The sequence below is a fragment of the Limosilactobacillus portuensis genome, assembly GCF_014838735.1.
In the GTDB taxonomy this organism is placed as follows: Bacteria; Bacillota; Bacilli; order Lactobacillales; family Lactobacillaceae; genus Limosilactobacillus; species Limosilactobacillus portuensis.
On record NZ_JABUXQ010000018.1, the window covers coordinates 34,758 to 48,234 of the forward strand.

A 13,477-nucleotide genomic window follows, 5' to 3' on the forward strand; every position below is an offset into this window, starting at 1 on the left:
TCTATTAAAGGGCATATTAGTTTGTAATTTAAATGAATTATTTTCTTTATAATAATTCAAAAATAATAACCGGTTAGTTAATCACTTATCACCCTTAACTAACCGGTTATTGTTTATTTAATGTTTTTTCCGCAATTTCCGTAACTTCTTAATCCGCTTTTGCTTATCCTTTTTCATCTTCCGTGCCATATGGCTCATAGCCATTTGCCCCATTCGGCCACCAGGCATTCCCGGCATTTGTCCACCGAACATATTTTGCATCCCATTAAAATTACCATTGGTAACTTGCTTCATCATCTTCCGCATCTGGTTAAACTGCTTAATCATTCGGTTAACTTCCACGATCGGCCGACCAGCCCCAGCCGCTAACCGCCGACGCCGACTTGGATTCATCAAGTCAGGATTCTCCCGTTCTTCTGGAGTCATGGAATAAATGATAGCCCGAATATGATCCAATTGTTTTGGATCAAGGTTTAAGTTCTTTAATGCAGGATTATTAGCCATTCCAGGCATCATTTTAATGATGTTCTCTAATGGCCCCATCTTGGTTACTTGATCCATCTGTGATAAGAAGTCGTTGAAATCAAAGGTATTTTCACGCATCTTATCCATTGTTGCTTGAGCCTGTTCTTCATCGAAATCCTTCTGGGCCTTTTCAATTAGGGTCATCATGTCCCCCATTCCCAGAATTCGTGAAGCCATCCGGTCAGGGTGGAAGACATCGAGATCTTCCATCTTCTCCCCTTCACCGACGAACTTAATTGGCTTTCCAGTAACAGCACGAATTGACATGGCAGCACCACCACGGGTGTCACCATCAAGCTTGGTCAATACTACACCGGTAATATCAAGTTTATCGTCAAATCCCTGGGCAGTATTAACCGCATTTTGCCCCGTCATTGAGTCAATTACCAGCAAGATTTCATTAGGATTAACAAGCTGCTTAATGTTTGCCAACTCATCCATCAATTGCTCATCAATTTGCAGACGACCAGCAGTATCAATAATTACATAGTCATTATGATTTTGCTTGGCAACTTCCATCCCTTGGCGAACAATTTCGACTGGGTCAACGTCAATTCCCTTTTCAAAAACCGGAACATCAATCTGGTCAGCAACCTGCTTTAACTGGGTAATTGCGGCAGGCCGATAAACATCGGCAGCAATAAACAGTGGTCGCGCCTTGTCTTCATTCTTCAAGCGGAGGGCTAACTTACCAGCAGTTGTCGTTTTACCGGCCCCTTGAAGACCAACCATCATGATAACGGTTGGAATATGAGCGGCTTTATTAAGCGGCACCGCTTCTTCACCCATTAATTCGGTTAACTCTTCATTAACAATTTTAACAATTTGTTGAGCTGGATTTAATCCCTTGAGGACTTCTGCACCAGCAGCCTTTTCCCGAACCTTCTTGACGAAATCTTTTACAACAGCGAAGTTAACATCGGCTTCTAGTAACGCTAACCGAATTTCTCGCATCGTTTCACGGAGGTCAGCTTCGGTAACTTTAGGCTTCCGTCGTAGTTTCTCCATCGCCTTTTGCAGACGATCTGTTAATCCTTCAAATGCCATCTTTTATTCTTCCTCCAAATTTTCCAAACGACCCACGAGTTTATTCAACTGTTGATCATCTGGATAATGTTGTTTAACGTATTGCTGAATTTCATCAGCCTGCTTATTTCGCGCTTGAAACTCAGCGTCTAAATGCAACTTAGCTTCATAAGCTTCTAAGATCTTTTCAGTCCGTTTAATATTATCATAAACTGCCTGACGACTTACGTTGAAGTTTTCAGCGATCTCGCCAAGCGAAAAATCATCAGCATAATAAAGCTCAAGATACTGGTTCTGTTTCTCCGTTAAGAGCGGTTGATAAAACTCAAACAGCGAATTAATCCGCTCGTTTTTTTCAATCTCCATCAGCAACTCCTTAACTAATTAACTTCAACTAAATCCTTAAATAGTCCATAAACAAATTCACTCGCATCGAACTTCTGCAGATCAGTAACCTTTTCACCCAGACCAACATACTTCACTGGAAGATGAAGTTCATTCCGGATAGCTAAGACAATTCCCCCACGGGCAGTCCCGTCAAGCTTAGTCAGGACAATTCCGGTAACATCCGTGCTTTCCTTAAATAATTTTGCCTGGTTCAAAGCATTCTGACCAGTTGTTGCATCCAAGACAAGGAGAACTTCGTGCGGAGCATCAGGAATTTCACGGGTTAAGATCCGCTTCATCTTGGCTAATTCCTTCATCAAATTAACCTTATTCTGTAATCTTCCCGCAGTATCAACGAATAGAATGTCATAATTCTCTCTCTTTGCCTTTTGAACGGCATCAAACACAACTGCAGCCGGATCACCGTTCTCTGGGCCAGTAACAATATCAACGCCATCACGTTTAGCCCAGACATCTAGTTGCTCGGTCGCCCCTGCCCGGAAAGTATCAGCAGCTGCTAAAAGGACTTTTTTACCTTGGCTCTTAAACAATGCTGCCATCTTCCCAATAGTAGTTGTCTTCCCAGCACCATTGACACCAACAAACATGATCACTGTTGGTCCTTCCTTAGCGAAGTTCAGGTCAGGCTTTTCATCTTTTCCTGCTTGATCATATAGCTCAACCATTTTTTCAATAATCACGTTAGAGACTTCTTGTTTACTCTTGGCATTTTCTAGCTTTACCTCTTCACGAAGTTCATCACTAAGTTTCATTGCCATGTCGTAACCAACATCGGACTCAATCAATAGATCTTCCAGATCATCAAAGAAGTCCTCATCGACATGACGGAAATTAGCTAAGAAACGGTTAAGCCGAGCACCAAATCCCGTCCGTGACTTTTCTAGCCCTTGATCATACTTTGCTGCTGTACTTTCCTCATCAACAGTTTCGTCATCACTTACAGCCGTTGATTCTTCGGCTTCTTCCTCAGCATTATCACTCTTAACTTCACTCTCTGGTGCAGGAGCCGACACTTCAGCTACTTGAGAACTACTTTCTGTTGTTGGAGTCTCTTCTTCTGGTTCATCATTTTGACTTGTGACTGTTTCTTCTTCAACAGCACTTGCTGATTCAGCAGTTTGCTCAACAGAAGATACTGGAGTTGTATTATCGGAAACCTCTTCATTTTGAGGTTGCACATCTGCAGTTGCAGAGGAATCTTGATCAACCTCAGTAGCTTCTTCCTGTGCTACGGATTTACTACTAGTACTTTGTGAAGTTGTTGCTACCTCACTATCAACTTCCTGATCCTTGGCCTCTTCCTGTTGAGGATGTTCTTCTTGCTTATCTTCATGCTTCTTATGCCGACGAAAAATATCAAATAATCCCATAATTTACGCCTTCTTCCTAGTTGTTTGAACTTTCTAAGGTATCGATCACATCAACGGAAACCATTCTGGATACTCCTGACTCCTGCATTGTTACCCCATAAAGGACATTGGCATTCATCATTGTTCCCTTACGGTGAGTAATGACAATAAATTGCGGACCATCATTTCCAAAATGACTCAGGTAGTTAGCAAAGCGCTGCACATTGACTTCATCAAGTGCTGCCTCAGGTTCATCGAGAATTGCAAATGGTACTGGACGTACTTTGAGAATTGCAAATAATAGGGTAATTGCGGTTAATGCTTTCTCACCACCTGAAAGAAGACTCATTCGCTGATTCTTCTTCCCGGGTGGCTGGGCCATAATATCAATTCCCGTCGTCAAAATATCATGAGGATCCGTTAAGACTAACCGCGCATGACCACCAGCAAAGATCTGCTGGAACGTCTGGTCAAATGCAGCTGAAACCTTATTAAACGTTTCGCTAAACCTTGTTTTAACTTGCTCGTCCATTTCATCCATTGTTTCATTTAATTGATCACGCGAAGCCAATAAATCTGCTTGCTGGGTTGATAAGAAATCATACCGTTCCTTAACACGCTTATATTCAGCAATCGCCCCAGTATTGACTTCACCAAGATCAGCTAATCCCCGCTTTAATAGTTTCAACTTAATCCTCAGTTGATCATCTGGGAGGTCGCTAATCTTTTCTTTGGCCTCACCAATGGTCATTGAATACTGTGAACTCAAATGATTCAAGTAACTATCCAACTGTGATTCATGACGAATCCGTTGAGCATCCAAATGGTTCAGTTCATTTGTTGCCGCTGCTAATAAATCGCGCAATCGACTATGCCCTTCTTCGGCATTATCAACCTGTTCACTAAGCGAGTTTAACTCCTCTTTAGCCGCAACTAACTGTTGTTTGACAGTTGCCAACCGCTGAATAGCATCCTGCAAAGCCGTTTCGTTTGACTCGTCATCTGCATGATCACTATTAATTTGTAAATTAAGTCGTTGAATTTGTTGTTCAAGGTGATCAGCATTTATTTGCAGTGAGTTTTTCTCCTGTTGCAGGGCATGACGGTTACTCTTAAGCTGTTGCAACCGTTCCTGAGCAACGGCAAGCCACTGCTCCATCTGATGAAGCTGCTGACTTTGCGCTGATTCGTCACTTTGCAACTGCTTAATTTGCTCCTGTAATTCAATAGTCCGTTGCTTATTAACATCAAACTGTTGCTGAGCATCTTTCAGCTGCTGAGTATTTTGCTGTACTTTTTGCTCATAATCAGCGTGTTGATCATCCTGCTGACCCGATTGAAACTTAAGAGCGGATACTTGACGTTCAATTACTTGATGCTGGCTTTGCAACACTTGCTGCTGTCCTGTTGCAGAATGAAGCTTTTCACTTGCTTGGTGTAAATGAGTCTGTAAATCAGTTACCTGCTTATTAATTTCTTTTTGGGTGGTCTGCAATTGAGCAACCTGTTTTTCCAACTGACTTGCCGCAACCTGCTCTTTATTAAGGGCATTTTGCAACTGACTAGCTAACTGCTTTTGGCTAAGCAGACCAATTCGCTGGTGATGATTGGCACCCCCGGTCATTGATCCACTAGCATTAATCAACTGGCCATCAAGCGTTACAACCCTGACATAGTGATGACCGTGTCGAGAAATCTCTGTTGCATGATCAAGATTATCAGCTACAACCGTATTTCCGAGAAGGTGTTGTGCAACCACATCATACTTAGGATCATAATTGATTAATTCAGTTGCCCGACCAACATATCCAGGTAGCGACCGTAATTGGTTAAAAATCGTTGAAGTCTGATAATGCCTTAACGTATCAAGAGGTAGGATAGTTACACGTCCCGCACGATGACGGACCAAATAATTAATGATCTGCTTAGCAGTCGACTGGTGATCAACTACCAGTTGTTGCAACTGACTACCAAGAACTGTCTCAATTGCAGTTGTATATTTTTCAGGAACATCTAATAGCTCGTTCACAGCACCGTCAAGCCCCGAAAACTGTTGCCGTTGCTTCAAAACATTTTGAACACCCTGATAGTATCCAGAGTATTCTTCTTGCATTGAATGATAATTTTTCAGGCGTGATTGAAGCGAATGAACATCCCCAAGTGATTGGTACCAAGAACGTTGAGCTTCTTGATACTGTCTCTGGACGCATTCCTGCTTCTCCTGCTGACTTCTTAACTGGCTTTGAAGTTCGGTAACGTGAGCTTGTTGGGCCGTTGCTTCTTTTTTTGCCGTTGCTTCCTGAGCTTTAATTTCAGCTAATCGTTCTTGAGCAGCCTGAAGTTCAGCATTGCTTTGCTGCTGTGCGTTAATGGTTTGCTCATGATTACTTTTCAGAAAAGCTTGCTGGTTTTGCAGGGTTGTAATTTGTTGCATTAGGTCAACTTGATTTCCCCGCAATTTTTCTAGCTCTTGATTAACGTGCTGAATCCGTTGACCACTAGTCATTTGCTTGGCAGCAGCCAATTCTTCCTGGTGATTAACAATTTTCTTTTTTTGTGACTGAACCTCTTCATTAGCCTGGGTTAATTTTTGGTCAATTTCTATTTGTTGCTGTTTAAGCTCCTGCAGTTGGTTAGTTAGCCTTTCCCGTTCCTGAAGCTGTTGCTCACGCTTGATTGAGGACACAGATTGCTGATTTTGCAATTTACCAATCATTTCGGTAGTCGTCAGAATTTTGGCCTGTAATTGGTCTTTTTGCGTCTGCAAATTACTTTGCTGACGCTTTAACTGGTTTAACCCTGCAGTTGATTTAGCAAGCTGAGTCGTATAATCACTGACCAGCTTCTGATCAGCCGCTAGCTTAGCTTTCAGATTCGTTAATTCCTTACTAGTTTGATCATAAAGACGCACTGTCTGGGTACGGTCGAGAAGATCATATTGTCCCTTTTGCTCTAAATAATCCTCAGCAAGGGCACTTTCATCAGCTAATGGTTCCAGCTGGCTCGTCAACTCAGCAATAATATCGTTAACCCGATTAAGGTTATCCATGGTTGCGCTGAGCCGTTTTTCGGCGGTATCCTTATTCTTCTTGTATTTTGCAACTCCAGCCACCGCTTCAATAATTGAACGACGATCCGCTGGCTTACCGTTAAAAATCGCTTCAATTTGTCCCTGGGAAATAATGGAGAAGGATTCCCGGCCTAATCCAGAATCAATGAAGAGATCGGTAATATCTTTTAAGCGAACCTCTTGACCATTAACCAAGTACTCACTATCACCATTGCGGTATAGTTTCCGGGTAATTGTTAATTCAGTAAAGTCACTAGCAAGGTAATGATCACTATTATCAAATGTAATTGATACAAGTGCTCGGTTAAGCGGCTTCCGGTCACTAGAACCGTTAAAAATAACATCAGCCATTTTATCGCCACGAAGTTGATGAGCAGATTGTTCACCCATTACCCAGCGAATTGCTTCGATGATATTACTTTTTCCACTTCCGTTTGGTCCAACAATTCCTGTCATTCCTGGTTCAAACTTAATTGTCGTCTTCTGAGCAAAGGACTTAAAGCCATCCAATGTTAGAGATAATAACTGCATAGTGCCTACTTACCTTCTTGACGCAACCGATTGAGGGCCTGAGTAGCTGCCTGCATTTCAGCGTGTTTCTTCGACGAGCCGCTTCCTTCACCGATTACCTTACCATCAGCCGAAACGTTTACCTTAAATTCTGGATCGTTTTCCGTTCCTGATTCCTGAAGAAGATGGTATTCAATATCAACATCACCATCGCGCTGTAAAAATTCCTGAAGACTTGTTTTGGCATCAACAGCATGGTCAAACCAACCCAGATCAAGTTTAGGGAAAATTACTCGTTGAACAAACTTTTCAACGGCAGGCCGCCCTTGATCAAGGTAAAGTGCACCGATAAACGATTCAAAAATATCACAGAGTAACCCTGGACGTTGACGAGCACCAGCCATCTCTTCACCGTGACCCAAACGAATATATTGATCGAAATGACACTCTTTTGCGAATTTAGAAAAACTGTCTTCACAAACCATTGCGGCACGTAAACGAGTCAATTTCCCCTGGGGTAATTCTGGAAAGCGCTTATAGATGTATTCGGAAACAATCAATTCCAACACAGCATCGCCAAGAAACTCAATCCGTTCATAAAATTTAAGCCCTTGATGTGGGTGCTCATTTACGTATGAAGCCTGAGTAAATGCTTCCGCAAGCAAATCGGGATTGGTAAAATGAATATCAAATTCCTTGGCCAGGTAGTCTTGTAAATTCTTAATAGTAAAAACTTCCTTTCTTTTCATTAAAGATGTGAAAAAAGCCGCGATAAAGTACAAGCCTTCATCGCGGACCTCAAAGAATTATTAATCAGCGGTATGTTCGGCAATGTAGTCAACTACTTCACCAATCGTACTTAACTTTTCAGCATCTTCATCATCAATTTCTTCACCAAACGTATCCTCAAGCTCAAGGACAAATTCAACAAAGTCAATTGAATCAGCGTCTAAATCTGTTTTTAAATTTAATTCATCGGTAATTTTTGCCCGATCAACATCAAAGTGATCAGCCACGATTTCTGAAACCTTATTAAAGATTTCCTGCTTTTTATCTTCAGCCATTGACTGTTACCTCTCTTTATTAGTTCGCTACTATTTTAGGCGTTTTTTGTCTTCTTGTCTACTCATTGTTTTGGTTAAAAAATTTAACGGTTTCATCAATGACACCAGTTTTTAGCATTGTCCGAATCTGACTAATGGTATTTTTAACGGCTGTCGCGTCTGATGAACCGTGTGTTTTAACTACGGGAGCTTTTAAGCCCAGGAGAACGGCGCCACCATAAGTTGAAGCACTCATCTTCTGCCCAATCTGATGAAAGACTGGTTTCAACATTAGATAGCCTAACTTAGCGCGGATACCACCATTTAGGATTCCATCCTTAATCAATGTCATCATCATTTTGGCGGTTCCTTCAGTTGCTTTCAACGCAGCATTGGCTGTCCAGCCATCACTAACAACGACATCAGCCTTACCAAATAAGAGATCACCAGATTCAACATTACCGATAAAGTTAAGTTCATCTTCTGCATTAAGCAGTTGCCAAACATCCTTATGGAGCTGATCACCCTTATCCTCCTCAGCACCATTATTAAGCAGTGCAATCCGTGGGTTAGCAACCCCAAGAACTTTTTCTGCATAAAATTTACCAAGGTAAGCAAACTGAACAAGATTTTTTTCTTTGCTTTCAGCGTTAGCACCAGTATCAAGGTAAACGAAATTTTGGCGTTTGAATCCAGGCTTAGCAATCGGGAGAATACTGGTTAGTCCTGGGCGATCGATTCCATGAATCCGTCCAACAATAAAGATTCCTGCGGCCAGAACTGCGCCTGTATTACCAGCAGAAAAGAATGCATCCGCATCCCCTTCCTTAACAGCTTTGGCAGCCCGAACAATTGATGAATCTTTCTTCTTGCGAATTGCCCGAACTGGCTCTTCACCCATCGAGATTTCTTCAGTAGTTTCAACGATCTTCAAACGCTCCTGATTGGTAATCACGGCTTTAATTTTATCCGGATTACCATAGAGATCAAAGGTCAAGTCAGGATACAAGTCCCGAGCTTCTTCGACCCCTTCAATAATTGCTTTAGGGGCGTTATCACCGCCCATTGCATCTACAGCAATTTTCATTATATTAACCCTCCTAGTCAAAGTGTGTTTCAAGTTGGTTTCGTTTTAAGTAGAGAACTAGTGGCTGATTATCATCTACCTCATCCCAATGAGGAGTTGCTAATAGGTTAGCGGCATCTTCCTTAGCAATTTGTAAAATCTTCAAATCACCAACCTTAAAATCAGGAAGTCCTGATTGTTTTGCTCCAAGGACATCTCCTGCTCCACGGAGTTCAAGATCTCGTTGGGCAACTTTAAAGCCATCAGTAGTTGCAACCATTGTTTTCATTCGTGCTGTTCCTTCATCTGTTTTTGGATCAGCAATTAATAAACAATAACTTTGCCGTTCACCTCGCCCTACTCTACCACGTAATTGGTGTAATTGAGCAAGACCAAAACGATCAGCATTGTAGATAATCATCACGGTTGCATTAGGGTTATCAACACCGACTTCAACAACCGTTGTTGAAACAAGAACCTGGATTTTACCGTCTTGAAAGTCTTTCATTACGGCATCCTTCTCGTCCCCATTTAGACGACCATGTAAAAGGCCAACCTTATAATCCGGCTGAAAGTAATTAGCCAATCGTTCATAAAGATCAGTTGCATTCTGGACATCCAATGCTTCTGATTCTTCAATTAACGGACTAACAACATAAGCTTGTGCCCCGCTAGCCAATTGCTGACGAAGGAACTTTAACGCGTCATTGCTCTGCTTATCCTTTAACCAACGTGTTTCGATTGGTTTCCGTCCTGCTGGTAACTCATCAATTACTGACACATCCATTTCACCATATGAGGTAATTGCTAATGTCCGTGGAATTGGCGTTGCCGTCATGGCAAGAACGTCTGGATGTTCGCCCTTTTCTCGTAATTGTTGACGTTGGTTAACACCGAACCGATGCTGTTCATCGGTAATTACCAAGCCAAGGTTAGCATACTCTACGTCCGCTTGAATTAATGCATGCGTTCCAATTATTAAATTGATATCGCCCTTTTTTATTGCACTAACTAGTTCACGATGCTGTTTAGCAGTTAGCGAACCAGTAAGCAGCCCAACATGAACATGAGTATCCGCAAAAACTTTAGCTAATTTTTCCGCATGTTGGGTTGCCAAAATTTCAGTAGGCGCCATTAGGGCTGCTTGATAACCTGCGCTGATTGTCGCGTAAATGGCAATTGCAGCAACAATCGTCTTCCCAGAGCCGACATCCCCCTGAAGAAGGCGATTCATCTGAATTGGTTGCCGCAAATCACGACAGATTTCATTGACGACTTTCTTTTGCGCATTGGTAAGTTCAAACGGGAGCCGAGAAATAAATTCTTTTAACTCGTCATTATGGTACAAGATTCGTGTGCCATCTTCTTGACGGTGTGCTCGTCTGATCGCTTGGAGACGCAATTGAAATAAGAAGAACTCCTCATATGCCGCGGTTCGTCGTGCAGCTTTAGCAACCATTTGACTTTCTGGGAAGTGGAGATCCTTAATCATTTCTCGCCGATCTAACAATCGATATTTTTGGCGAAGAAAAGTGGGGAGTAATGTTGGGATAACCCGCTGATAATCTTCATACGCTTGACGGATTAACGATCTCAAGGTACTTTGCCGAAGATGCTTATTTGTCGGATAGATAGCACCAAATTCATTCTCTGGGGTTCCCGTTGTCGTTAATAGTTTAGTCCCGGTTACTTGTTGACGACTAGCATCCCACTTTCCCATTACGGTTACCTGGCGATCTAGCTCCACTTGCTTTTTTAAGTATGGTTGATTAAAGAACGTGGCCATGACCACTTGCTTACCAACCTGCAACCGAAAGCTCAGCCGATTTCGACGGTATCCAAACCGGCTAAATAAGGGTTCTGAAACAATCTTTCCCTTAATAGTTACCCGTTGCTTATCCTTAACCGCACTTAAATCGTTCGGTGTAAAATCATCATACCTTGTCGGGTAGTATGTCAGCAAATCTTCAATCGTATCGATATTCAAAGTTGCTAAATCAGCCACCCGTTTAGGACCAACTCCTTTTAACACCGAAACTGGATCCTGAAGACTTTTCATCATACTCCCTCCCCACTGTAAAAAGAGTTGGATGGACATCAGTTGACTGGTGTTCTGCATCCAACTCCTTAATTTAAATTATTCAACAGAAATCAAATATGGATATACCGGTTGGCCACCTTCATAGATTTCGGTTTCCAATTCATCATCCATTTCTTCAACAGCAGCCTTAATTTCTTCAGCTGTCTTTTTATCGCCGTCTTGTCCATACAGAATTGTGACAATTTCACTGTCTTCATCAAGCATCTTTTTAACCATCTTGATAGCAGCTTCCTTGAGGTCTGGATCGGTATCAACAATCTTTCCGTCAACAATTCCCATAAAGTCATCTTTCTTAATCGTTTGACCATCAATTTCTGTATCCCGAATTGCATTAGTAACTTCACCGCTCTTAACTGCAGAAAGATTAGCTTCCATATTCGTTTGATTATCTTCTAACGATGCTTCTGGATTATATTCAAGAAGTGCAGTCATTGCTTGAGGAATCGTCTTACTATGAACCACGGTAGCTGGAATATCTGTAATGTCAGCGGCCTGTTCTGCTGCCATAAAGATATTGCCGTTATTTGGCAAAACAATTGCTTGCTTGGCACCACTATTATTAATTGCATCTGCAATATCTTGAATGCTTGGGTTCATCGTTTGTCCACCCTTAATAATATGGGTTACGCCAAGACTCTTTAACAGTTTAGCAATTCCATCACCAGACGTAACCGCAATTACAGCAGTTTCTGGCTTAGGCTTAGCTGCTTCACGGGCTTTGTCAATTGGTGTTTCTGAGCGTTCCGCTTCTTCTTCGTCGTGTTCCATAATCTCTTCTTGTTGCCATACCATGTTATGGATTTCAATAGTTTGAAGATCACCGAATTGCTGACCCCATGATAAAACTTCGCCAGGATGTTCAGTATGAACATGGACCCGAACAACAGAATCATCGTTTAAGACAAGAAGACTGTCACCCATTTTGGCAAGGTAATTGTAGAAGGTGTCATAATCGAACTTTTGCTTAACCTGTTTTCCCTTACCAATTCGCACAAGCATTTGCGTACAATAAGTATATTGAATATCTTCTGGATTTAATTTTCCCTGGACGCTTTGGTGATCCATTGCTTTAACCATTTCATCAACTTCAGCGTTGTCAGGCTTGTAGCTATCGTCCTTATCAACCTTACCACTCAAGGCTTCATCAAAAGCCTGAAGGACAAAAACAAGCCCTTGACCACCAGAGTCAACAACCCCGACCTGCTTAAGAACAGGCAATAATTCAGGGGTTTTCTTAAGAGCAACTGTTGATGCCTCATAAATTGTATGCATAATTTCGACGATATCGTCGGTCTGCTTGGCCTTTTCTAATCCTGCTTGTGCTGATTCACGGACAACAGTTAAAATTGTTCCTTCAGTTGGCTTCATAACAGCCTTATATGCAACCTTAGCACCATTGGCATAAGCTTCAGCAAAATCATGGGCGTCAAGAACTGCTTTCCCTTCTGCTCCCTTAGCAAAACCGCGGAAGATTTGTGAAAGAATCACTCCGGAGTTTCCACGGGCACCCATTAAAAGTCCCTTAGCTAAGGCCCCAGCCAAATCGCCAACCTTAGTACTATTTGCGTTGCGTTCGTACTTGGCACCACTAGCCATTGAAGATGTCATGTTTGTCCCCGTATCACCGTCAGGAACAGGGAAAACATTCAGTGAATTGATAAATTCAGCGTTTTTGCTCAGCTTACTAGCAGCAGCTTGAACCATTTTGCCAAATTCAAGATTCGTAATTTCAGTTACAGCCAATTATCTTTCCTCCTAGTAACGCAAATTAATCATCAAGTGAGCGAACACCTTGAACACAAACATTAACCGAGTTTGCTGTAATGCCAAGCATCGATTCAAGGTTGTACTTTACCTTTGATTGAACACTCTTTGAAACTTCCGAGATCTTAGTACCATAACCGACGATGATGTTCACATCAATGGCAACACCGTTATTTTGCTGACGAACAACAACCCCGCGACTAAAGTTTTCACGACGCAGGATTTGGTTAACACCATCGCGAAGTGGATTCCGTGATGCCATTCCAACCACACCATAGTTATCAGTAGCAGCGCCACCAACAACTGCTGAAATTACGTCATTGTTGATATCGATCATTCCAGATTGTGTTTTAATTTTAACCGCCATCATATGGCCTCCTTATATTGGTCAATCAATGCTCTATCATATAAAACGAGTATTGTTTAGCAATCATACTGTTAAAAACTCATACTAATAATACCATAGCAGACGAAATGAAAAAAGTCGTCTACTAGGTACTGTGCCCTGTCAAGTTTACACATTAAATAATAAAAATTAGTTGGCCTTGCCAAAGCGGTATTCCGCTGCGGTAAGGTCATTTCTCTTCGCTGAGATAAATTTTTCAGTGAAATAGG

Annotated in this window: 10 protein-coding genes; all 10 read right to left on the reverse strand. The window is 41.9% G+C overall.

From position 1 onward, the window contains the following. Positions 1 to 117 precede the first annotated feature (117 nt). Complete coding sequence (ffh, locus tag HUK49_RS07145; RefSeq protein ID WP_191913200.1) at positions 118 to 1,572, reverse strand: signal recognition particle protein; 1,455 nt, start codon at positions 1,570 to 1,572, stop codon at positions 118 to 120. A gap of 3 nt (positions 1,573 to 1,575) precedes the next feature. Continuing rightward, positions 1,576 to 1,917: a putative DNA-binding protein gene (locus tag HUK49_RS07150; RefSeq protein WP_102169439.1), complete on the reverse strand. Its 342-nt coding sequence runs from the start codon at positions 1,915 to 1,917 to the stop codon at positions 1,576 to 1,578. Positions 1,918 to 1,931: 14 nt separating this feature from the next. Continuing rightward, on the reverse strand, positions 1,932 to 3,329 hold the full coding sequence (gene ftsY / locus HUK49_RS07155; protein WP_191913201.1) for a signal recognition particle-docking protein FtsY: 1,398 nt from the start codon (positions 3,327 to 3,329) through the stop codon (positions 1,932 to 1,934). A gap of 16 nt (positions 3,330 to 3,345) precedes the next feature. After that, positions 3,346 to 6,909: a chromosome segregation protein SMC gene (gene smc / locus HUK49_RS07160; RefSeq protein ID WP_191913202.1), complete on the reverse strand. Its 3,564-nt coding sequence runs from the start codon at positions 6,907 to 6,909 to the stop codon at positions 3,346 to 3,348. Between the two features lie 5 nt (positions 6,910 to 6,914). Further along, complete coding sequence (rnc, locus tag HUK49_RS07165; protein WP_191913203.1) at positions 6,915 to 7,637, reverse strand: ribonuclease III; 723 nt, start codon at positions 7,635 to 7,637, stop codon at positions 6,915 to 6,917. 60 nt (positions 7,638 to 7,697) lie between these two features. Beyond that, on the reverse strand, positions 7,698 to 7,952 hold the full coding sequence (acpP, locus tag HUK49_RS07170; RefSeq protein ID WP_003717350.1) for an acyl carrier protein: 255 nt from the start codon (positions 7,950 to 7,952) through the stop codon (positions 7,698 to 7,700). Between the two features lie 58 nt (positions 7,953 to 8,010). Beyond that, positions 8,011 to 9,018 carry a phosphate acyltransferase PlsX gene (gene plsX, locus HUK49_RS07175; RefSeq protein ID WP_191913204.1) on the reverse strand — a complete coding sequence of 336 codons (1,008 nt, stop codon included), beginning with the start codon at positions 9,016 to 9,018 and terminating at the stop codon, positions 8,011 to 8,013. Between the two features lie 13 nt (positions 9,019 to 9,031). Next, positions 9,032 to 11,056 carry an ATP-dependent DNA helicase RecG gene (gene recG / locus HUK49_RS07180; RefSeq protein ID WP_191913205.1) on the reverse strand — a complete coding sequence of 675 codons (2,025 nt, stop codon included), beginning with the start codon at positions 11,054 to 11,056 and terminating at the stop codon, positions 9,032 to 9,034. Between the two features lie 78 nt (positions 11,057 to 11,134). After that, positions 11,135 to 12,841 (reverse strand): DAK2 domain-containing protein, encoded by a 1,707-nt coding sequence (locus HUK49_RS07185; protein ID WP_191913206.1) that lies wholly within the window; start codon positions 12,839 to 12,841, stop codon positions 11,135 to 11,137. A gap of 25 nt (positions 12,842 to 12,866) precedes the next feature. After that, on the reverse strand, positions 12,867 to 13,229 hold the full coding sequence (locus HUK49_RS07190; protein ID WP_191913207.1) for an Asp23/Gls24 family envelope stress response protein: 363 nt from the start codon (positions 13,227 to 13,229) through the stop codon (positions 12,867 to 12,869). Positions 13,230 to 13,477 lie beyond the last annotated feature (248 nt).